The organism is Pseudoalteromonas sp. 23_GOM-1509m, assembly GCF_000518425.1.
Taxonomy (GTDB): domain Bacteria; phylum Pseudomonadota; class Gammaproteobacteria; order Enterobacterales; family Alteromonadaceae; genus Pseudoalteromonas; species Pseudoalteromonas tetraodonis.
Window position 1 is genome coordinate 332,730 of the sequence record NZ_KI912432.1, and the last position, 21,867, is coordinate 354,596.

General features: G+C 39.7%; 20 protein-coding genes. 16 read left to right on the forward strand and 4 right to left on the reverse strand.

All coding sequences use genetic code 11. From position 1 onward, the window contains the following. Positions 1-48: 48 nt before the first annotated feature. The 6 genes from pyrD (at position 49) to N523_RS0112130 (ending at position 7,841) form a co-directional block, all read left to right on the forward strand. Entirely contained in the window at positions 49-1,059 is a 1,011-nt protein-coding gene (pyrD, locus tag N523_RS0112105; RefSeq protein WP_024603052.1) for a quinone-dependent dihydroorotate dehydrogenase, read from the forward strand. 131 nt (positions 1,060-1,190) lie between these two features. After that, entirely contained in the window at positions 1,191-1,721 is a 531-nt protein-coding gene (locus N523_RS0112110; RefSeq protein WP_013465028.1) for a cell division protein ZapC, read from the forward strand. 90 nt (positions 1,722-1,811) lie between these two features. After that, the gene (rlmKL, locus tag N523_RS0112115) at positions 1,812-3,929 is read left to right on the forward strand and encodes a bifunctional 23S rRNA (guanine(2069)-N(7))-methyltransferase RlmK/23S rRNA (guanine(2445)-N(2))-methyltransferase RlmL (protein ID WP_024603050.1); all 2,118 of its coding nucleotides are present in this window, start codon (positions 1,812-1,814) and stop codon (positions 3,927-3,929) included. Beyond that, positions 3,922-4,161, forward strand: coding sequence for a glutaredoxin family protein (locus N523_RS0112120; protein WP_016900376.1), 240 nt, complete (start codon positions 3,922-3,924; stop codon positions 4,159-4,161). Before rlmKL ends, N523_RS0112120 begins: the two co-directional genes overlap by 8 nt. A 15-nt stretch (positions 4,162-4,176) precedes the next feature. Beyond that, entirely contained in the window at positions 4,177-6,090 is a 1,914-nt protein-coding gene (gene uup, locus N523_RS0112125; protein ID WP_028835181.1) for an ATP-binding cassette ATPase Uup, read from the forward strand. Between the two features lie 11 nt (positions 6,091-6,101). Continuing rightward, positions 6,102-7,841 (forward strand): DUF3466 family protein, encoded by a 1,740-nt coding sequence (locus N523_RS0112130; protein WP_028835182.1) that lies wholly within the window; start codon positions 6,102-6,104, stop codon positions 7,839-7,841. Positions 7,842-7,933: 92 nt separating this feature from the next. On the opposite strand, the gene N523_RS0112135 is transcribed toward N523_RS0112130, so the two are convergent. Next, on the reverse strand, positions 7,934-8,440 hold the full coding sequence (locus tag N523_RS0112135) for a DUF2062 domain-containing protein (protein ID WP_028835183.1): 507 nt from the start codon (positions 8,438-8,440) through the stop codon (positions 7,934-7,936). Here N523_RS0112135 and N523_RS0112140 point away from each other — a divergent pair. Genes N523_RS0112140 through tcdA form a run of 7 tightly spaced genes read left to right on the forward strand, consistent with a single transcriptional unit; the run spans position 8,420 to position 15,880 of the window. Further along, positions 8,420-10,687: a DNA internalization-related competence protein ComEC/Rec2 gene (locus N523_RS0112140; RefSeq protein ID WP_028835184.1), complete on the forward strand. Its 2,268-nt coding sequence runs from the start codon at positions 8,420-8,422 to the stop codon at positions 10,685-10,687. The two genes, N523_RS0112135 and N523_RS0112140, sit on opposite strands and share 21 nt — an antisense overlap. Positions 10,688-10,747: 60 nt before the next feature. Continuing rightward, complete coding sequence (gene msbA, locus N523_RS0112145) at positions 10,748-12,493, forward strand: lipid A export permease/ATP-binding protein MsbA (RefSeq protein ID WP_013465021.1); 1,746 nt, start codon at positions 10,748-10,750, stop codon at positions 12,491-12,493. Continuing rightward, a complete protein-coding gene (lpxK, locus tag N523_RS0112150; protein WP_028835185.1) occupies positions 12,490-13,470 on the forward strand; it encodes a tetraacyldisaccharide 4'-kinase in 981 nt (326 codons plus the stop codon). The genes msbA and lpxK overlap by 4 nt, the downstream gene beginning before the upstream one ends. After that, positions 13,460-13,657 carry a Trm112 family protein gene (locus N523_RS0112155; RefSeq protein WP_008112074.1) on the forward strand — a complete coding sequence of 66 codons (198 nt, stop codon included), beginning with the start codon at positions 13,460-13,462 and terminating at the stop codon, positions 13,655-13,657. Before lpxK ends, N523_RS0112155 begins: the two co-directional genes overlap by 11 nt. Next, complete coding sequence (gene kdsB, locus N523_RS0112160) at positions 13,645-14,409, forward strand: 3-deoxy-manno-octulosonate cytidylyltransferase (protein WP_024603043.1); 765 nt, start codon at positions 13,645-13,647, stop codon at positions 14,407-14,409. The genes N523_RS0112155 and kdsB overlap by 13 nt, the downstream gene beginning before the upstream one ends. Continuing rightward, entirely contained in the window at positions 14,402-15,082 is a 681-nt protein-coding gene (locus tag N523_RS0112165) for a TIGR01621 family pseudouridine synthase (RefSeq protein WP_028835186.1), read from the forward strand. Before kdsB ends, N523_RS0112165 begins: the two co-directional genes overlap by 8 nt. Then, complete coding sequence (gene tcdA / locus N523_RS0112170) at positions 15,083-15,880, forward strand: tRNA cyclic N6-threonylcarbamoyladenosine(37) synthase TcdA (protein ID WP_024603041.1); 798 nt, start codon at positions 15,083-15,085, stop codon at positions 15,878-15,880. Positions 15,881-15,916: 36 nt separating this feature from the next. On the opposite strand, the gene N523_RS0112175 is transcribed toward tcdA, so the two are convergent. The 3 genes from N523_RS0112175 to N523_RS0112185 all read right to left on the reverse strand — a co-directional run bounded on the left by N523_RS0112175 (position 15,917) and on the right by N523_RS0112185 (position 18,970). Further along, a complete protein-coding gene (locus N523_RS0112175; protein ID WP_024603040.1) occupies positions 15,917-16,333 on the reverse strand; it encodes a SufE family protein in 417 nt (138 codons plus the stop codon). A 12-nt stretch (positions 16,334-16,345) separates the two neighbouring features. Further along, complete coding sequence (locus N523_RS0112180; protein WP_028835187.1) at positions 16,346-17,572, reverse strand: aminotransferase class V-fold PLP-dependent enzyme; 1,227 nt, start codon at positions 17,570-17,572, stop codon at positions 16,346-16,348. A 111-nt stretch (positions 17,573-17,683) separates the two neighbouring features. Next, on the reverse strand, positions 17,684-18,970 hold the full coding sequence (locus tag N523_RS0112185; RefSeq protein WP_013465014.1) for a citrate synthase: 1,287 nt from the start codon (positions 18,968-18,970) through the stop codon (positions 17,684-17,686). A 406-nt stretch (positions 18,971-19,376) separates the two neighbouring features. Here N523_RS0112185 and sdhC point away from each other — a divergent pair, with 406 nt between their 5' ends. From sdhC to sdhA, 3 genes are read left to right on the forward strand one after another with little or no spacing between them, the layout of a single operon-like run. Further along, positions 19,377-19,754, forward strand: a complete 378-nt coding sequence (gene sdhC, locus N523_RS0112190) for a succinate dehydrogenase, cytochrome b556 subunit (RefSeq protein WP_076916082.1) — start codon at positions 19,377-19,379, stop codon at positions 19,752-19,754. Further along, positions 19,745-20,092, forward strand: coding sequence for a succinate dehydrogenase, hydrophobic membrane anchor protein (gene sdhD, locus N523_RS0112195; RefSeq protein ID WP_013465012.1), 348 nt, complete (start codon positions 19,745-19,747; stop codon positions 20,090-20,092). Before sdhC ends, sdhD begins: the two co-directional genes overlap by 10 nt. After that, positions 20,093-21,865 carry a succinate dehydrogenase flavoprotein subunit gene (gene sdhA / locus N523_RS0112200; protein WP_013465011.1) on the forward strand — a complete coding sequence of 591 codons (1,773 nt, stop codon included), beginning with the start codon at positions 20,093-20,095 and terminating at the stop codon, positions 21,863-21,865. The last annotated feature ends 2 nt before the right edge of the window (positions 21,866-21,867 follow it).

Consider the following 21,867-nt stretch of genomic DNA (forward strand, 5'->3'; position numbering starts at 1 on the left):
CCTTGTCTGAGGTATTTTTTTGTCTACAACTTTAAGAGGATTATATTCATGTTTTACGATTTAGCTCGCCGTTTTATGTTTACCCGTGATGCGGAGTGGGCCCATGATTTTGCTCTTAATAACTTACGTCGCTTTGCTAATACACCGTTAAGTGCCGCGTGGTCACAAAGCGTGGCAAATAAGCCTGTGAACTTTTTAGGCCTCGAATTTAAAAATCCCGTAGGGCTTGCCGCTGGTCTTGATAAAAATGCCGAGTGTATTGATGCATTTGCCCAAATGGGGTTTGGTTTTGTCGAAGTAGGCACAGTAACACCGCGTCCACAAGCAGGTAACGATAAGCCTCGTATGTTTAGATTGCCACAGTCGAATGCAATTATTAATCGCATGGGCTTTAATAATAAAGGCGTTGATAATCTAGTAAATAACGTAAAAGCAGCAAAGTATGATGGCATTTTAGGTATTAATATTGGTAAAAATAAAGATACGCCGAATGAACAAGGCAAAGATGATTACATTCACTGTATGCGAAAAGTGTTTGAGTATGCATCTTACATAACCGTCAATATTTCATCACCTAACACACCAGGATTGCGTGACTTACAATATGGTGCAGCATTAGATGACCTATTGCAAAGTTTAAAAAATGAACAGTTAGATTTAATTGCCAAGCATAATAAAAATGTACCTATGCTGGTTAAAATTGCGCCAGACTTAGATCCTATTCAAATTGAACAAGTGAGCGAATCATTATTAACGAATAAAATTGATGGTGTGATTGCCACAAATACCACCCTTGAGCGTAGCCTAGTGCAAGGTCAGCAGTATGCTGATGAAGCAGGGGGGTTATCGGGTGCTCCGGTAAGAGAACGTTCAACTCATATTGTTTCTGAACTAAAACGTTTAACTAATAATCAATTACCTATCATTGGTGTAGGCGGTATTGATGACGTTCAATCGGCTAAAGAGAAGATGAACGCAGGGGCTGATTTGATTCAAGTTTACACTGGATTTATTTATAAAGGACCACAATTGGTCAAGTCGATCATTAACGACTTATAAGGATCAGTTATGTAAGCTTTTGATCGTTCGATAAATGTTCTAAAAAGACGTTTTAAAAATGGTCAAAAGCAGCTATACTCTAAGCTTATTGTCTTATTTTATTTTTTTAAGTACTAAGTAGGGAGGAGCAAATGTTACAAGCGTCAAAGCAATGGCAGTGGATAGCGTGTGCTGAAAAAAACCGCTTACTGCTTGATTTAAATGACGATATGCAACTATGCACCCCTTATAAACTAAGGCAATTAACGGATTGCACCTTTAAAAACCCTTACTTTAGTTTAGAAGACGCCGCTTTTTATGAGCAGGTATATTATTACCTCGAGCAGTTTAACTTATGGAATCCTGCGCAATTATGTCAAATAGCGCTCAATGCCACCGCGGTTAAGTTTCAATTAAAGCCTGTTTTAGCTAAGAGTTGGTTTTTTAAACCCTACACGGGTACAACACCTAGTACTGAAGCCGTTATCAACTTGAGCTCTGAATCTCAAACTGGCGAGTTTTTAATTGTGGAGCATTGCCCTGATGCTTCTGTGTGTATTAATTTAAGCGAAACCTTTGCGCTTGACGATAATTTATCACTCTCACAGTTTGAAGTGATCCGCGTATTAAACAACCGTGTTCACCCGCTTATTATCTCACAGTACGATAGTCAAACCGCTTAATCTAATTTAGTTTTCCCACCGTGTTTATGGCGTATTTGTACGCAAACCTATGTTATAATCCCGCGCAATTAGCTATTAAGGGTTTTTACTTTGCAATTTATCGCACTTACTTCTATCGGAATCGAAAATTTATTGGTTGATGAACTTACAGAGCTTGGCGCTACGGTGTCAAAACAAACTGTGGGTTCTGTTCGCTTTGAGGCTGACTCATTGCTAGCGCAAAAGGTGTGTTTATCAACACGCTTTGCTACGCGTGTACTTATGCTTATTGAAGAAAAAGAAGGCGTAAATGACAAAGACAGCTTGTATAAATTTGCACGCTTACAACCTTGGCAAGAGTGGTTTGGGCCTACGCAAACCTTTGCTGTTGACTTTAATGGCACAAACGACTCGCTTAAAAATACCCAGTTTTCAGGGTTAGTGATTAAAGATGCGATTGTTGATTATTTTAATGATCTGTATGAACAGCGCCCAAATGTTGATAAGCAAGATGCGAATGTACGAGTGGTTGCACGTTTAAATCGCCATGGTGTTTCACTTTATATTGATTACTCTGGCCCGCGTTTATCAGAGCGTGGTTACCGTCAAGGTCAAGGTAAAGCACCAATTAAAGAACATTTAGCTGCAGCAATTATTAAGCGCAGTGGCTGGCTTGAAAATGTTAATCAGCCTTTATTTGATCCCTGTTGTGGTGCTGGAACTATTTTAATTGAAGCCGCTGGAATGGCGCGTAATGAAGCGCCAGGTCTATTTCGTGAAGGCTTTGCGTTTGAGCGTTTACCTAGCTTTAGAGTGGCAAAATTTAAAGAACTAAAAGAGCAGCTTTTAGCAAATATTACCGACCCTAAATTGTGGTTGATTGGCCATGATTACGACGCAAATGTCCTTGATAAAGCCATTGCCAATGCGCAGCGCGCAGAACTTGATACGGTAATTAAGTTTAAACAAAGCGATGCAACTAAATTGACTGCGGTTGCTAAATTGCCGGGTGTTGTTATTTCTAATTTACCTTATGGTGAGCGAATTGGCTCTATGGCTGAGCTGGTTAACTTACATCGCAGTTTAGGTGTTGGCTTTAAAAAACACTTCAACCACTGGAAACTAGCTTTATTAGGCATGGATGAAAGCTTGTTTAAACTGCTTAAATTGGTGAAGCAAAAACGTTATAAATTTAAAAATGGTCCACTTGATGTTGAATTAAACTTGTATCAACTTGATGACAAGCAAGTGAGTCTTACCACGGATGACAAACCGGCTTTAAACTTTGAAGGCTCAATGGCTTTTGCTAATCGCTTGAAAAAGAATAAGCAAGGCTTAAAAAATTGGCTTAAGCAAAATCAAGTACATGCCTATCGCGTGTATGATGCGGATATTCCTGAATATAACGTTGCGGTTGATATTTATGGTGATTCAGCGGTTATTTTTGAATACGCAGCACCAAAAGAAATTGATGAAAAAACCTCAGAAAAACGCTTGCAAGATGTTATTAGCTTAACAGCGCAACAACTGGATATTGCACCTGAAAACATTGCGGTAAAAGTACGTAAAAAGCAAAAAGGTGAAGAACAATATACCCCCATGGCTAAGCAAAACAGAACCATGGTGGTAGAGGAGTTTGGTGCTAAGTTTAAAGTTAACTTATTTGATTACTTAGACACCGGACTATTTTTAGATCACCGTCTTGCACGTCGTTACATTCAAGAAAATGCAAAAGATAAGCGCTTTTTAAATCTGTTTGCCTACACGGGAACAGCGTCGGTTCATGCTGCATTAGGCGGTGCAAAAGCGATTACTACCGTTGATTTATCTAAAACCTACCTAAAATGGGGGCAAGATAACTTTGCGCTTAACGATATTAGCAATACGCGTTATCGGTTTGAGCAAGCCGACTGTTTAAAATGGCTAGAGCATGCACAAGGCCAATACGACTTGATCTTTTTAGACCCTCCAACATTCTCTAACTCTAAGCGAATGAAAGATGCGTTTGATGTACAAAATGATCACATTAAGCTGTTAACTTGGGTTAAAAAAATATTGAGCCCATCGGGTACGCTTATATTTTCTAACAATAAACGCGGCTTTGTGATGGACGAAGTAGGGCTAATGGGCTTAGGCTTAAAAGCAGAAAATATTTCAGAAAAAACCTTATCTCCCGATTTTAAACGTAATAAAAAAATTCATAATAGCTGGTTAATTAAACATGGCTAAGTGGGTTTTATATCACACAGACGGTTGCCACTTGTGTGAGCAAGCTGAGCAACTGTTAAAACCGTTACTTTCATCAGCTGATGAATTACAACTTATTGATATTATGAGTGATGACTCCTTAATTTTAGAATATCAAATCAGTATTCCGGTTTTAAAAAATCAACAAGGCCAGCAATTATTTTGGCCTTTTACTGCACCTCAGGCGCAGCAGTTTTTAGCGCAAGCAGAATAAGAGTAAAGATTAACTATGGATTTAATTAGAATTTCAAAAGCACAATTAGCCTACGGTACGCACCCATTATTAGATAATGCCGATGCGGTTATAGAAAGCGGTGAACGTGTGTGTATTGTAGGGCGTAACGGTGCAGGAAAATCAACGCTTCTAAAAGTCTTAGATGGCCAAGTAATACTCGATGACGGCGAAATAAACCAAGTCGGTAGTTTAAAAATATCGCGTTTAGAACAAGATCCGCCTAAAGGCGCAAGCGGCACTGTATTTGATTATGTTGCCCAAGGTATGCCTGAAATTGCTAACTTACTGATTGATTTTCATCATGTAAGTACACAATTGCAAACAGATTGTACTGATCAGTTACTCAATAAATTAGAGCACTTATCAAATAAGTTAGAAGCAGCTGATGGCTGGCGTTTTGATAGCCGTATTCAACTGGTTTTAACCCAACTAGAATTAACCCCCGATGCAAAACTAGAGTCACTTTCTGGTGGTTGGTTACGTAAAGTTGCACTTGCGCGTGCGCTAGTGAGCGAGCCTGATTTATTATTACTCGATGAGCCTACCAACCACTTAGATATGACAAGTGTAATGTGGTTAGAGCAATTTTTAAAAGAGTTTAAAGGCGGGATTGTATTTATATCGCATGACCGTGCTTTTATTCGCGCCGTTGCAACACGTATTTTAGATTTAGATCGCGGTAAACTAATTTCTTATCCAGGTGATTATGCCACTTACTTAGAACAAAAAGCGCATGATTTAAAAGTGGAAGAAACGCAAAATGCATTGTTCGATAAGCGTTTAGCAGAAGAAGAAGCGTGGATCCGCCAAGGTGTTAAAGCGCGCCGTACGCGTAACGAAGGGCGAGTTCGTGAGCTTAAACAATTACGTAATGAGCGTAAAAAGCGTGTTGATCAAGTAGGCAAAACCGATTTCAATATTGAAACGGCAGATCGTTCAGGTAAATTAGTGTTTGAAGCGAAACACTTACACCATGCATTTAAAGATAAAATCATTGCTGATGACTTCTCTACTTTGGTTATGCGTGGTGATCGTATTGGATTAGTCGGCCCTAATGGCATTGGTAAAACAACACTATTAAAATTACTATTTGGTGATTTAAAAGCAGACAGTGGCGAAATAAAGCAAGGTGTTAATTTAGAGTTTGCGTATTTTGATCAGTACCGTGAAAAGCTTGATGAAGAAGCGACCGTTCAAGATAACGTGGCTGAGGGTAAGCAAGAGGTCATGATGGGCGGGCGCTCTCGTCATGTATTAGGTTATTTACAAGACTTTTTGTTTCCACCAGCACGTGCTCGTACCCCCGTAAAAGCGCTCTCAGGTGGTGAAAAAAATAGATTACTTCTGGCTAAGTTATTCTTAAAGCCATCAAATATATTGGTTCTTGATGAGCCTACCAACGACTTAGACATAGAAACGTTAGAGTTACTAGAAGATATCATCAATCAATACCAAGGTACTGTGCTGATAGTTAGCCATGACCGTGAGTTTATTGATAATACGTGTTCGAGTGTATGGGCCTTTGAGGGTAACGGCAAGGTAACAGATATCGTTGGCGGTTACAGCGATTATGAAGCCTATACCAACTATTTAGCAGAGCAAGAAAAGCAGCAGCAACAGCAGCCAGTGAAAAAGGTTGAAAAATCTGAGCCGGCACCCGTTAAAAGTAATAACAAAGCAAATAAACTCTCTTACAAATTAAAACTTGAACTAGAGCAACTACCTAATAAAATGGAACAACTTGAAGCTGAACTTGAAAAACAACAAGAACGAGTAAGTCATGAAGATTTTTTCAAGCAAGACAGTGATATAACAGCCAAGGAATTGAACCATTTAGCCCAACTTGAGTCTGACCTTGAAGCCGCTTTTGAGCGTTGGGAAGAACTTGAAGAATTAAAGAATCAGTAGTAAGGAATAAAATGAAATATAAATTACTCGCGGCCAGTGTTTTAGCCACACTGAGTACATCAGCATTAAGTGCAACGTACCAGTTAACCGAATTAGGTGACTTTGAAGCTGCCAAACATACTTATGTTACTGATGTGAGTGAAAACGGCCATATTATAGGTCAAGCTAACGGATTGTTTAACCTACCTATTGATATTAGTTATATCGACTTTACAGATAATATAATAAAGAGCGCATACGACACCGAAGTTAAAAGGTTTGAAAACATTGATAAAGAAATAACCTTTACCCTCGATGATATAGAAAATAATGATGCTGTTTACACTAATGCTGACGCACATACTTTTATGGTTGGCTTTCTATCTTCTCGGTCTGAAGATTTTGAATATCAAAAAATCAGTTCGCTTATTGCTACAAGCTATAATAACGGTTTAATAACTGAGCAGTCTCTTTTCGATGAATCTTCACTTGATTATGATGGGCTAACTCGATCAGTAAGTAACTTTTATACAGGTGTAGCGCAAGACGGTACTACGGTTGGTTGGGGAAGTGCAGCCTTTGATAAAGTGAGCTTTACACCAGATGGCGAAACTGATGAAGAAACGTGGTTTACTCGTGAGTTTATAGAGCGCGGAATTTTAATCTCTGCTGGTGGTGTTGAAGTGCCGCTTTTACCAGAATTTACTGAACACGGTGGGACTAGTAAAGCATCTGATATTGTTGCCACTGACACTGGTTACATTGTTGTTGGTAATGTATCGGTCAGTATTCCTGCTGAGAGACAAACCACAATTACAGACAATTGTGATGGCCTTGATGAGCCAGTTATGGCTTGTATCGAGTTAATTAATTCTCGAAATACGCGAGGTGTGTTTAATAAAACAGCGGTTAAATGGACTCTAGACAGCACTTATAATGTGACTTCAACAGAGTTGCTAGGTTTAGCGCTTACTCCGGAAGAAGATGAAGACAGAACTCCATTTAATAGTATTGCATTAGCTGTGAATAGTAATGGTATTGCTGTAGGGTCTTCAGATACCCGAGATATTGACAACGATAATAGAATCTACAGTATGCCAACTTATTTTAAAGACGGTGAGGTAGTTGACTTTATAAACCAGCAAGATGATTGGGAAGGAGGTAAAGCATTTGCAATCAATGATAATGACATTATTGCAGGTTATGCTACTAAACGCATTGAAGGCTCTTTAAGAAACAAACTTTTCTACCATGATGTAAATACAAACACGACGGTGTTTCCTGAAGATTATTTTATTAGCTCAAGCTCATATGCAAATGATATTAATAATCAAGGTTATATTGTAGGCGAAGGTGATGTTGGTGATACAGCGAGTACAAGGCGTTCAGAAGCGTTTATTTATAAAATTGGTGATGACAAAATCACTAATCTAAATAATCTACTACCATGTTTTGACAGTGATGGTGAAACTAGCTTTAGTTATAAAATGGTAGAGGCGAAATCAATCAACGAAAATAATGAAGTATTTGGTGTGGCAACTAAAACGGTTGAAAAATTAGACTCACTAGGTGAGGTCATAACCGACATAAATGGTAACATTCAATATGAAAGTGTTGCTGTTGCAGTAAAACTTTCACCGATTGCTAATGGTGAAGTTGAAAATTGTAAAGCCCCAGATGCAGAGTTTTATGAACGTAGCTCAGCCAGCTTCTCATGGTTTGGTTTATTACTGCTACCTTTAGTTGGATTAAGACGCGTTTTTCGTTTCTAAGTACTGCTATTCGTTTATAAAAAAACCAACTTGTTAAGTTGGTTTTTTTTTGTCTATAGTAATATTAACAGAAGTACTTGATGAAGTAGTCGCTAGTTATTTCTAGATATCCAAGCTTTTCTTACTGAGCGACGCCAAATTAAATCAATACCAAAATAGCCAATAACACTGGCAATAGATGCGCACACAAGCGAACCCACTAAAAAAGCAGGGCCAATGGTAGTAAGGCTTTCTATAAACCACGCCCAACTGGCCTCAAACGCAAAATGCTGCTCAGGTTGATTCAGTACTAATGTACCAACCAAGTATGAGCAGTAAAAAATAGGTGGCATTGTAAGTGGGTTGGTGATCCACACCAAAGCAACAGAAATAGGCAAATTAACTCTTAAGATTATGGCTGCGGCAGCTGCTAGCACCATTTGAAAAGGAACAGGGATGAATGCAAAAAAAAGTCCAACGGCAAAGGCACCGCGTGCTGAGCGTCGATTTAAATGCCAAAGGTTAGCATCATGTAAAAGACGACCAAATATCCTTAGTGATTTGTGATGTCTAATTTTATTTGGATCAGGTAAAAACCGTTGGATCGTTTTTTTAGCCATTTAAAGCAACCATTTACGTCTGTGTGGATGAGTCTTGGGTTTGTTATCGGTGTCGTTATTACCGTATTTTATTACCAAACCCTTGAATTTACAGTTATCACAATTTCAATCCTCATTGTGAGCACGTATTTTAAGCCGTTTTTAACTGTATTGTTAGGCTTTATTTTCGGTATTTGCTGTGTAGCAGCACATTTTATCTTGTTTTATTCATTTGAATTACCTAATCAGCACGAAAAATACGCATATTCTGTCAATGTTGTTGTCGAAGAGGTCATTTCTTCAACACATCCACAATACGTAAAAGTGAAAATAACCCGTTTGGAAGATAGCGAATATAGTCAGTTTAGAGCACCTAATGCCTTATTAAGTATTAATTCAACACAACCTGTTCAGCCAGGTGATGCTTTTACTGCTCAAGTTAGGTTAAAAAATTTTAGGGGGATTAAAAATTTTACTGTGTTCGACAGTCAACTCTATGCCTTTACACAAAAAATAGCGTTTAAAGGCACAGTATTAAATAAGCAGTTAGCGATTTACAACCGCCCACAAAATAATCATATCGCGGCTTACCGGACTTATGTCAAAAAGCTCGTAAGTAGTGCTGAACTTAATTGGCTATATTATGTGCTCTTAACTGGAGACAAGTCGTTAATGACCTTTGAGCATAAACAATTAATGCAAAGTCTTGGGTTAAGTCATTTACTGGCTATTTCTGGATTGCATATCTCTTTGGTTTTCGGCTTTTGTTATTTTGCAGTGCGCTGTTTACTTAAGTTGATTAAGCCTGAACTAAATCAATCATTAAATATTGCTATTTTTTATAGCGCTGCTGGCTTTGTTGCCGCTTTTATTTATGTTTACTTGAGTGATTTCATTATTTCGGCAACCCGCGCCTTAATTATGTTGGGTTGTTATTTGTTGCTTTATTATTTAGCGAAGCAAGCGCTTAGATGGCGAAGTATTTTATATGCGTTGGTTATTATTCTAGCGGTTAATCCATTTAGTTTGCTTAATCCTGGCCTGTATTTTTCCTTTTTAGCGGTATGTATTATTTTTATGGTTTTAAAACAGTTTCCGCTGCGAGGTCATTCATTGTTAGCCAATATTCGCACTCTTTTTATTATTCAACTGGGATTATTTATTGGCTTATTACCGCTGTCATTATACTTTTTTAATGGCGTGAGTTTAGCAGGTTTAGTTTTAAATCTTGTCGCTATTCCCATTTTATCTTTTGTATTAATGCCTGCTTTATTTTTAAGTGTGTTGCTGGGGTTATTAACCGACTGGCATGCGTTTATTGTGTTGTATGATTTTCCACTGACCTATATTTATCAAATGTTGCTGGCAATACCGCAGCACATACGTTGGCTTAATTTTGGTCAGGTAAGTATAACCACTGTGGTGATGCTTTATAGTGTCGTTCCTTTACTTTATTTTATTGAGCTTCGCGTACTGGCGTGTATTCCGCTTTTGACTCTACTGTCTAATTATTACTTTACGCAATCTAGCCTTTGGCAGTTGAACGTATTTGATGTAGGCCATGGCCTTATGGTACTGATAAAAAAAGATAAGCATGCGTTTATTTATGATTTTGGCCCGAGTTACTTTAATCGCTTTAGTCGTGTGCCTAGTGTATTACTACCCTATATTGACGCCCATAATCTAACGGTAAGTACCGCGATTGTCAGTCATCAAGATAACGATCATGCCGGAGGTGTTGCGCATTTTAAAGCGGCCGGTTATGCATGGAGTTTTGATTATTTTCATCCAAATGGTGTATATAACGACTGTATAGCAACAACACGCGATTTTAATGGATTGAGTATTCAAACTTTTGCTAAAGAGGAATTTAATAATAGTAATGATAATTCCTGTATCGTTAAAATCTCAGCTGCAAACTATAGTGTGCTACTTACCGGTGACATATCAAAAACGCGAGAGTCGCAATTAATTAAAAAGAAAGATGATTTACAAAGTACCGTTTTGATAAGCCCACACCACGGCAGTGACAGCTCCTCGAGTGACGAGTTTATTAAGGCAGTAAACCCAACGATTGTGATTCATTCAAGTGCCTATCAAGGTCAGTGGCAATTTCCAAGTAAAGCGGTAGTTGAGCGTTACAATAAAATAAACGCCAAACAATATAGCACCGGTGATGTAGGACAAGTTAGAGTTGATTTTTATGCTAAGCACCTTGAGCTTACTACAGCGAGGGCGCAGGAAAGTTATTGGTTTATCAAAGATTGACGTTTTGTTTTGCTGTTGCTAAGGATACAATAGAGGCTGTCAGTGGTTTTAGAGAGTGTTATGGATCAAAGTACTACACAAATTTATAAACGGCTTGTTTCTTACGTTGGTGCCTATAAGTCGGTTGCCATCGTCGCAATTATTGGAATGATAGGTTATTCAGGTATGGATGCATTATTCATCCAACTGATGAAGCCGTTTATTGATGAAGGTTTAAATGAGCGTAATAGTCAGGTACTTACTTATGCGCCATTTGTGGTTATTGCGTTGGTGATCGGGCGTGGCGTATTTAATTTTATGTCATCGTACTGTTTAAGCTATGTTGGTTCGCAGGTAGTGCGTGCGCTTCGCCAAGAACTATTTGAGCATATATTACATTTGCCAGTATCGTTTCATGATAAAAACTCGACTGGCGACCTTATTTCAAAAATTACCTTTGATACAGAGCAAGTACAGCAAGCGATTACCAAAGCACTGCTTATTGTAGTTCGTGAAGGCGCTTTTGTGGTGTTTTTACTTGCAGTTATGTTTTATACCAGCTGGCAATTATCGTTAATCTTTTTAGTTATTATTCCATTAGTGGCTATTATAGTGGCGGTGGTATCTAAACGTTTTCGTCATATATCTAAAAATATTCAGTCTGCGATGGGGCAAGTTACCCGCAGCTCAGAGCAAATGCTCAGTGGTCACAAAGTGATCCACGGCTTTGGTGGTCAAACTCAAGAAATCGATCAATTTTCTAAAATTAATAATCATAATCGCCAGCAACGTATCAAAATGGATGCGACTAAGGCGTTAAGTGTCTCTATCATTCAAATTTTAGCCGCCAGTGCAATGGCCGTTATTTTATGGGTGGTGTCTATGCCCTCAATGATAGACAGTATTAGCTCTGGGGATTTTGTAGTGCTCATTTCTTCGATGATGATGTTACTACGCCCGTTAAAACAGCTTGCCAATGTGAACAGCGATTTACAACGCGGTATTTCAGCTGCGCAGAGTGTATTTTTAGTGCTAGATGAAGAAATAGAAAAAGACACAGGCACCTTATCGGTTGATAAAGTTAAAGGTCATATTGAGGTAAAAAATGTCACCTTTAAATACCCAACCAAAGACGAGCCGGTATTAAATAATTTGTCTATGACTATTAAAGCGGGCGAGAGCATTGCGCTTGTTGGCCGCTCAGGCTCGGGTAAATCCACCATATCAAACTTATTACCTCGCTATTATGATTTAGAAGCGCCCAGTGAAATATTACTGGATGGTATTGCTTTAAATGAATATAAGCTCACCGATTTACGTCGTCAATTTGCTTTAGTATCGCAGCAAGTGGTGCTTTTTAATGACACGATTGCAAATAATATTTGTTATGGCCTCCAACGCGATGTATCGATGGAAGAGCTTCATGCTGTGGCTAAACAAGCTCATGTGTGGGAGTTTGTTAAAGATTTACCGGAGCAACTTAACACTATGGTTGGTGAGAATGGAGTGATGCTTTCAGGTGGTCAGCGTCAACGTATCGCGATTGCTCGCGCAATATTAAAAGATGCACCAATTTTAATTTTAGATGAAGCGACCTCGGCGCTGGATACTGAATCAGAAAAACTCATTCAACATGCCCTCGATACATTAATGAAAGACAAAACGTCTATTGTAATTGCGCATAGGTTATCGACTATTGAAAATAGTGACCGCATTTATGTAATAGACAGTGGTCAAGTTATTGAAAGTGGTACCCATACAGATTTACTTGCTAACGATGGCACTTATTCTGCGTTATGCAAAATGCAGTTTGGTGAGCAAGGGTGAGTAAAATAGAGCAAAGCTGGTATAAACCATTTAGCTTAATTACCTTATTGTTAATGCCGTTGTCAGCTGTTTTTGGCTGTATTTCTTTGCTGCGTAGATATTGCTATAAGTTCGGCATTTTTAAATCGTTTATCAGCAATACGCCGGTTATTGTAGTTGGCAATATAAGCGTTGGCGGTAATGGTAAAACGCCGTTTGTATTGTGGCTTTATGATTATTTAACTGCTAAAGGCTTATCTGTTGGTTTAATTAGTCGAGGTTACGGCGGGCGGGCAACTCATTACCCGTTATTGGTTACTGCACAAACGACTACACGAGAGGCTGGTGATGAGCCGGTGCTTTTATTTAATCGTTTACAGTGCCCATTAGTGGTTGGCCCTAATAGGCAACACAATATAGAAAAGCTCAACGCAAACTTTAAGCTTGATGTGATCATTTCTGATGATGGCATGCAGCATTACAAAATGGCACGCAGCATAGAATGTTGTATTGTTGATAGCAAAAGAAAATTTGGTAATGGTTTGCTAATGCCCGCAGGGCCACTGCGCGAAACCGTCTCTCGATTAAAGAGCGTAGACGTAGTAATTGAAAATGGCTCTGAGGATGAGTTTAGTTATCGCTTGCAGCCATCGGTTATTAAACGCGTTGCCGATAACACGGATATAGCGACGCCTTTAAAGGCTGCGCATGCGGTGAGTGCTATTGGTAACCCAGGTCGTTTTGAGGCTTCACTGCAAGCACAGGGTATTAAATTACTGTCTACACATCATTTTCGCGATCATTATGCTTATAGCGCTGATGATTTCGCTCAATTTGGCGATGACTGTGTATTAATGACAGAAAAAGATGCGGTTAAATGCCGTGATTTTGCAAAACCTAATTGGTATTACCTGCCTGTTGATGCTCAACCAACAGCGGCGGTAATAAACACATTAAATTTACTATTAAAAGAAAAAGGGATCCATCATGGCCTTTGATACAAAGTTACTCGAAATTATTGCTTGCCCTGTGTGTAAAGGTAAGTTGCGCTTTGATAAAGAAAACCAAGAGCTGATCAGTACAGCTGCAAAGCTTGCTTACCCGGTACGCGATGATATTCCGGTATTACTTGAAAATGAAGCCCGAGAATTGTCTCTTGAAGAGGTAGAAAAGTGGAATTCGTAGTTGTTATTCCTGCGCGTTACGCTTCTACTCGTTTGCCAGGTAAACCACTTGCTGATATTTGTGGCAAGCCAATGATCCAACATGTCTATGAAAAAGCGTGTTTGTCGGGAGCGAGTAAAGTGGTTATTGCCACCGATCATCAAAAAGTATTTGATGCGGCTAAACACTTTACCAATGATGTATTGATGACTCGAGAAGATCATCAATCAGGGACTGAACGGTTAGCAGAAGTCGTTGATTTACTAAATTTATCAGAAGATACTATCGTGGTTAATGTGCAGGGCGATGAACCATTATTATCCCCTGATAACGTGTCACAAGTAGCTACATTATTAGCGCAATCAACCGCGCCTATGGCAACCCTCAGTGTTGCCATTGAAGAGCGTGATGAGGTGTTTAACCCTAATGCGGTTAAAGTGGTCAGCGATATCAATAAAAATGCCTTATATTTTTCAAGAGCCAGCATTCCATTTGATAGAAGTGCCATGATGGCTGAGCAGCAACCACTTAACTTAGCGCCTTTTCAACGCCATGTGGGTATTTACGCGTATCGCGCTGGCTTTATAAAGCAATATATTCAATTATCGGTATCACCATTAGAAGTTTTAGAATCACTAGAGCAGCTAAGGGTGCTTTACCATGGCTATGCGATTAAAATAGAGCAAGCGCTGGTGACCCCTCATGCTGGGGTTGATACACCAGAGGATTTAGCTAAAGTCGTTGCGCATATTCAAAGTAAAGCGCGTGAATAAAGCAGATACGCCTGTGTTAAAGGTACAATACACGCACGATGATTTTTATATTATAACTAAACCTGCAGGGCTTAATTTTCATTCAGAAGAAAGCCCTGGTTTTGTGGTTCTTGCTGAGCAACAACTAAACGAAAAATTGTTTGCGGTTCACCGTCTAGACAAAGTGACTTCAGGGCTGATCATATTAGCGCGGCATAAAGACGCTGCGGCAAAGTTTACCCAGATGTTTACTGAGCATACTATTAATAAATTTTATTTAGCTGTAAGTGATTCTAAGCCTAAAAAAAAGCAAGGTTGGGTTAAAGGAGACATGGCGAAGTCACGTCGGGGTACTTTTAAACTATTAAACTCGCAAATAAATCCCGCTATAACGCGGTTTTATTCATTTAGTTTTAAAAGTGGTTTTAGAGCTTACCTATTAAAACCCTATTCGGGTAAAACCCATCAGCTCAGAGTTGCTTTAAAGAGTTTGGGTGCCCCCATAATGGGTGATGCGAGTTATGCAGGCAGCCCTGCAGAGCGTACCTATTTACATGCATTTGCGCTGGATTTTTTATGGAAAGGGCAAAAAATACAACATACCCTGTTGCCAGAATCTGGTGAAGAGTATGCGCAATTGATTAAACATCAAGATTTTAATTCTTGGCAAACGCCGTGGAAACTGGATTGGTAAATGAGTGAACAAGTAACTGATATCCGCTTTGGTGGTATTAAACGTCTGTATGGTCAACAGCAATTTGAGTGGTTACAGCAAGCACATTTTTGTGTTGTGGGTATTGGTGGTGTAGGCAGTTGGACTGCTGAAGCACTAGCGCGTACCGGCGTAGGTAAAATCACCTTAATTGATTTAGATGATATTTGTGCAACTAATGTAAATCGTCAAATTCATGCCTTAACAGGCACAATAGGGGAAGCTAAAGTTGAGGCGATGAAAACTCGCTGCAAGCTTATCAACCCTGAGTGTGTGGTGAATGTGATTGATGACTTTATTAGCCTTGATAATATTCAAGAACATATTCAAGGTTTTGATTATGTAATAGATTGTATTGATGCGGTTAAAGAAAAAGCGGCGTTAATAGCTCACTGTAAACGTAATAAAATGCCTATAATTACCACAGGCGGTGCAGGTGGGCAAACCGATCCGAGTCAAATTACTTTTGGCGATGTGGCAAAAACCACTCAAGATCCATTACTTGCAAAAGTGCGTTACATTTTGCGTAAACAATATAATTTCAGTTCAAACCCAAAACGTAAATTTAATATTGACTGTGTATATTCCACTGAACAGCTTGTTTACCCAGGTAGTGACGGCAGTGTGTGTCATGCGAAGCAAAATGCTGATGGCAGTATGAACATGGATTGTAATAATGGCTTTGGCTCAGTGACGATGATCACCGGTAGTTTTGGTTTTTTTGTTGCCGCTAAAGCGGTTCGAAAATACTTAGACAAGCGTGCGCGTCTAAATACTTAGATAAAGTGTTTTGGTTTAATAGTATTTAAAAAGCGCTTAAAGCGCTTTTTGTTTGGCCATGGTTTGTATTGTTTCAACCATGGCTTTTACTCCATTACCCCTTGACGCACTCAAATGACTGATTAAGCCAAGCTTTTCAAATTCATCATAAGCATTTACTGCTAACACTTCTTCGGGTGTTAAACCGTTATACAGGGCTAAAATTAACGCCAATAAGCCTTTTACTATGCGAGTATCAGAGTCTCCAATTACAACCAGTGCATTCTCGGTTAGGTCAAACTCAACAAACATCCATACTTTACTCTCACAGCCTGGCACTAACGCATCATCTGTTTTTAATATATCGGCTAAAGGTGGCAGCGTTTTACCGAGTAACATAATTTCACGGTACTTTTGTTGCCAGCTACTACTGCTTTGAATACTTTTAGTTACGAGTTGATATGTGTGTGTCATTATTTATCCAAATTAGTCTAATAAAGCAATGCATTCTTTGAGTGCGGCAATAAATTGGTCTACATCTTTAGTCGTATTATAAAAAGCAAAACTCGCTCTCAGTGAGCCATTTAGGTTTAAATGACTCATTAAAGGTTGGGTACAATGATGACCACTTCGTACAGCAACACCATAGCCGTCAAGTAAAGTTGACAGATCATAAGGATGTTCATTTTTATAATTAAAGCAAAGTGTGCCAATATTCGATTTGAGGTCGCTGTAGATAATAATACCGTCTATTTTGCCCAATGCGTTCGCTGCATAAATAAACAACTGCTGTTCATAGTGCTGTAATGTTTGCAGATCAAGCGCCATTAAATACTCAAGTGCAGCGCCAAAACCTAAAACGCCGGCGATATTTGGCGTTCCTGCTTCAAATTTAGCGGGAGCGTCACGATAAGTACTGTGCGTTAAGGTTACTTTCTCAATCATTTCACCGCCTGTTTGATAAGGCGATAGTGCATTAAGGGCTGTATAACGGCCATATAAACCGCCTAGCCCTGTCGGCCCCACCATTTTATGAGCAGAAAACACGTAAAAATCACAATCGAGCTTTTTTAAATTCGGTCTTAAATGCAGCGCCCCTTGTGCGCCATCCACTAAGGTTAGCGCACCTACCGCCTTCGCTGAGGCTATTAAGGGGGCTAAATCAGTAATATTGCCTAGTGCATTAGAGGCGTGAGTAATAGCCATTAGTGCAGGGTTGATACGCTTAATCACTTCACAACACTGTGCTATATCAAACGTAGCACCTGCATTAAGTGGTAAAGTTTTTAATGTTGCCCCGGTTTGCGCTGCCAGTTCTTGCCACGGCACGATATTAGCGTGGTGTTCAATTGGGCTAATTAAAATAGTGTCAGCAGCTGTTAATGTATTTCTTAAGCCATGAGCAACTAAGTTAATCGCTTCAGTGGCGCCTTTGGTCCAGACAATTTCGCTACTGGTTACCTGAAAATAATTGGCAACGCGTTGACGTACTTGCTCATAAGCCGCTGTAGCTTGCTCACTCAGCGTATGACGTCCGCGATGAACATTTGCATTCTGTAAGGTGTAAAACTCTGTGGTAGCGTCAATCACGCATTGTGGTTTTTGTGTTGTTGCTGCAGAGTCTAAATAAACAAGAGGGTAGCTATTAATTGTCTGATTTAGAGTAGGAAAGTCATTACGGATTTTTTTAGGATCAAACGAGGACACAGACATAGGCTCATAAAGTTAATCAAGTGGGCAGGAATTGTAATCTGTTTAAGATAATTCTCAAGTAGCAGGTAATAAAAAAGGCCGCAGAGGCGGCCTTTTAAACTAACTTAATGCTTAGCGCTTGTCAGTTGCTTTATAATCACGGTGTGTTTCACCTGTGTAAAGCTGACGTGGACGGCTGATCTTGTGGCCAGGTTGAGAAAGCATCTCGTCCCAGTGTGAGATCCAACCTACAGTACGTGCCATTGCAAAGATTACAGTGAACATGCTGGTAGGGATACCAATTGCTTTTAAGATAATACCTGAGTAGAAATCTACGTTAGGGTAAAGTTTCTTCTCAACAAAGTACGGGTCTTCAAGTGCAATTTGCTCTAGTTTCATTGCGATATCAAGCAATGGATCTTGAATGTTTAGCTCTGCTAACACTTCATGACATGTTTGACGCATTACTGTTGCACGAGGATCGAAGTTTTTGTAAACACGGTGTCCAAAGCCCATAAGACGGAACGGGTCCGCTTTATCTTTAGCTTTTGCTACGTATTCGTCAATGCGATCAACTGAGCCAATTTCTTCTAACATGTTTAAACATGCTTCGTTAGCACCGCCGTGAGCAGGTCCCCAAAGTGATGCAATACCCGCAGCAATACATGCATAAGGGTTAGCACCAGAAGAACCTGCTAAACGTACTGTAGAGGTTGATGCGTTTTGCTCATGGTCAGCATGAAGCATGAAGATTTTATCCATTGCTTTAGCTGTGACAGGGTTTACTTTGTATTCTTCAGCAGGCACAGAGAACATCATGTGTAAGAAGTTTTCTGCATAGCTTAAGTCATTGCGTGGGTATACAAATGGTTGACCGATGTTTGTTTTGTACGCCATTGCTGCAATTGTTGGTAACTTAGCAACTAATTTAATAGCGCTTGTTTTACGTTGAACTGCATCAGTGATATCCAGATCTTCATGGTAGAAAGAAGATAAAGCACCAACCACACCACATAGCATCGCCATAGGGTGAGCGTCAAAACGGAAACCTTGGAAGAAGTTTGCGATTTTTTCATCTAGCATAGTGCTACGAGTGATTTTTGTAGCGAAATCATCGTATTGCTCTTTAGTTGGTAACTCACCATTTAATAGTAAGTAGCATAACTCAACGTAGTTAGAGCTTTCTGCTAACTGTTCGATTGGGTAACCACGGTGTAATAAAACACCCTTGCCACCATCGATGTAAGTGATGGTAGATTCACAAGAACCAGTCGACATGAAACCTGGGTCATAAGTAAAGTGACCATGTGAGCCGAGTGTACGTACGTCAATTACATCTTGGCCAGCAGTACCTTGATAAATTGGAAGTTCGATTGGATCTAGCCCATCAATATGGACCGTGGCTTTCTTATCTGCCATCTATGTATCTCCTATTAAGATAACTATTCTGATTTTTATATTCTAAAATCTATTCTAAGCACATCTTTACATTTTAACGTGAAAGAGGGGTATAAAGTCAATTTTTATAAGTATTATGCACATATGTATAATAAATATTCGGTATAGATTGAATATTATACCATTGGCTAATTCGCAAACGACTCAAAGTAAACAAGAATTGTAAAAGAGTCTCCGGCTATATATACTAACGGAGGTTTTTAACCAATTTGTATTTGGGTAAACTTTTTTTTACATAATAATTTTCATAAAAAGTGAACTTTATTAGTATCAATACGTTTATTTTGATAGTTCCACCAGAAACATTTGGTGGGTTTTAGAAAAACAAGTAGATGAGCCCCACTGCGGGCAAGATGGGCAAGTAACTGTGAAAAAGCAAAGACCTGTAAATCTAGATCTAACAACTATATCTATGCCGGCAACGGCTAAAGCTTCAATTTTTCACCGCGTCACCGGTGTTGCATTATTTTTTGCTTTAACGTTTGTCATTTGGGCTTGGTCAGAGTCTCTTTCTTCAGCTGAAGGTTTTGAATTCGTCAAGAGTCTGTTTAACGGATTCATTGCCAAATTTATAGCTTGGGGCACCCTTTCTGTATTGGGTTATCACCTTATCGGTGGTATCCGTCACATTATTATGGATATGGGGCATTGGGAAGAACTTGAATCAGGCAATACTAGCGCTAAAATCGCGATGGCACTTGGCGTTGTGTTTGCTGTATTGGCAGGGGTGTGGATATGGTCTTAAATCAAGCAACTCTTAAACGTGATGGCGTACAAGATTTTGTATCTTTACGCACAACGGCATTAATAATCAGCGCGTATGCAATCTTTATTATTGGCTATTTTTTAGCAATGCCAGAAGTCACATATGAAGCCTGGACAGGCCTATTCTCAAACCTAGCAATGAAAGGGGCAACGTTAATCACCCTAGTTTGCATTATGGTTCATACCCGTATCGGCCTTTGGCAGGTTCTTACCGACTATGTAAAGAACGCTAAATTGCGTGCTTTTTTAGGCTTTGTACTAAACCTAATGGCTGTTGCTTACGTAGCTGTGGGTTTAATCGTTTTATGGGGTGTTTAAGTGAAATATTCTGTTCGTGAATTTGACGCCGTAGTAATTGGTGCCGGTGGTGCAGGTATGCGCGCTGCTCTTGCTATTACTGAATCTGGCAAAACATGTGCGCTAATCTCTAAAGTTTTCCCGACACGCTCACACACTGTATCTGCTCAAGGCGGTATTACAGTCGCGTTAGGTAACTCGCATGAAGATAACTGGGAATGGCATATGTATGATACCGTTAAAGGTTCCGATTTTATCGGTGACCAAGACGCTATCGAATACATGTGTCAAACTGGCCCAGAAGCCATTACTGAATTAGAAAACATGGGCTTACCATTTTCGCGTTTTGAAAATGGCCGTGTTTACCAACGTCCTTTCGGTGGTCAATCGAAAAACTTTGGTGGTGAACAGGCTGCGCGTACTGCAGCAGCAGCTGACCGTACGGGTCATGCATTATTACATCTTCTTTATCAACAAAACGTTAAAAACAAAACCAATGTATTCTCAGAATGGTATGCACTTGATTTAGTTAAAAACGATAATGGCGATGTAGTAGGCTGTACAGCGATTGAAATTGAAACAGGTGAAATCACCTTCTTCAAATCAAAAGCAGTTGTGTTAGCGACAGGTGGTGCAGGTCGTATTTTCGCATCAACAACCAATGCTCACATTAATACCGGTGACGGTGTTGGTATGGCTGCACGTGCTGGTATTTCTATGCAAGACATGGAAATGTGGCAGTTCCACCCGACAGGTATAGCTGGCGCTGGTACGCTAGTAACTGAAGGTTGTCGTGGTGAAGGTGGTTATCTTTTAAATAAAGATGGCGAACGCTTCATGGAACGTTACGCACCAAATGCTAAAGATTTAGCGTCTCGTGACGTTGTTGCTCGTTCAATGATGACAGAAATTCGTGAAGGTCGTGGTTGTGATGGTCCTTGGGGCCCTCACCTTAAGTTGAAACTTGACCACTTAGGCGAAGAAACGCTTAACTTACGTCTTCCAGGTGTATGTGATCTTGCTAAAACATTTGCTCACGTTGATCCTGCAAAAGAACCGATTCCAGTTATCCCAACATGTCACTACATGATGGGTGGTGTGCCAACAAACGTAAATGGTCAAGTACTTAATATCGATGCTGCTGGCAACGAAAAAGTAGTACAAGGTTTATTTGCTGTTGGTGAGATTGCCTGTGTATCTGTACATGGTGCTAACCGCTTAGGTGGTAACTCATTACTTGACTTAGTTGTATTTGGCCGTGCAGCAGGTAACTTCTTAGGTAAATACCTAAATGACGTTGAAATTTCTAAAGCGGCTTCAGAGTCTGACCTAGAAGCGTCTCTTGCGCGCTTTAACCGTTGGGAAAACTCAACAGCTGGTCAAGGCGAAGACCCAGTTCAAATCAAGAAAGACCTACAACAATGTATGCAGCTTAACTTCTCGGTATTCCGTGAAGGTGACTCAATGGCTACAGGTCTTACTGAACTTAAAGAAATCCGTGAACGTTTACAGCACGCGCGTCTTGATGACAAATCATCAGACTTTAACACCATGCGTATTGAATGTTTAGAACTAGACAACTTAATGGAAACAGCTTACTCAACTGCAGTAGCTGCAAACTTCCGTACTGAAAGCCGTGGCGCACACTCTCGCTTTGACTTCCCAGATCGTGATGACGAAAACTGGTTATGTCACTCAGTATTTAATCCGGTAACGGATGAAATGAGCAAGCGTAAAGTAAACTACGAGCCTAAAACACGTGAAGCTTTCCCACCTAAAGCACGTACCTACTAGGA

Coding starts and splice junctions, on each gene's coding strand:
- pyrD (WP_024603052.1), top strand. CDS start 49: ATGTTTTACGATTTAGCTCGCCGTTTTATGTTTACCCGTGATGCGGAG.
- N523_RS0112110 (WP_013465028.1), top strand. CDS start 1,191: ATGTTACAAGCGTCAAAGCAATGGCAGTGGATAGCGTGTGCTGAAAAA.
- N523_RS0112120 (WP_016900376.1), top strand. CDS start 3,922: ATGGCTAAGTGGGTTTTATATCACACAGACGGTTGCCACTTGTGTGAG.
- uup (WP_028835181.1), top strand. CDS start 4,177: ATGGATTTAATTAGAATTTCAAAAGCACAATTAGCCTACGGTACGCAC.
- N523_RS0112130 (WP_028835182.1), top strand. CDS start 6,102: ATGAAATATAAATTACTCGCGGCCAGTGTTTTAGCCACACTGAGTACA.
- N523_RS0112135 (WP_028835183.1), bottom strand. CDS start 8,440: ATGGCTAAAAAAACGATCCAACGGTTTTTACCTGATCCAAATAAAATT.
- msbA (WP_013465021.1), top strand. CDS start 10,748: ATGGATCAAAGTACTACACAAATTTATAAACGGCTTGTTTCTTACGTT.
- N523_RS0112155 (WP_008112074.1), top strand. CDS start 13,460: ATGGCCTTTGATACAAAGTTACTCGAAATTATTGCTTGCCCTGTGTGT.
- tcdA (WP_024603041.1), top strand. CDS start 15,083: ATGAGTGAACAAGTAACTGATATCCGCTTTGGTGGTATTAAACGTCTG.
- N523_RS0112175 (WP_024603040.1), bottom strand. CDS start 16,333: ATGACACACACATATCAACTCGTAACTAAAAGTATTCAAAGCAGTAGT.
- N523_RS0112180 (WP_028835187.1), bottom strand. CDS start 17,572: ATGTCTGTGTCCTCGTTTGATCCTAAAAAAATCCGTAATGACTTTCCT.
- N523_RS0112185 (WP_013465014.1), bottom strand. CDS start 18,970: ATGGCAGATAAGAAAGCCACGGTCCATATTGATGGGCTAGATCCAATC.
- sdhD (WP_013465012.1), top strand. CDS start 19,745: ATGGTCTTAAATCAAGCAACTCTTAAACGTGATGGCGTACAAGATTTT.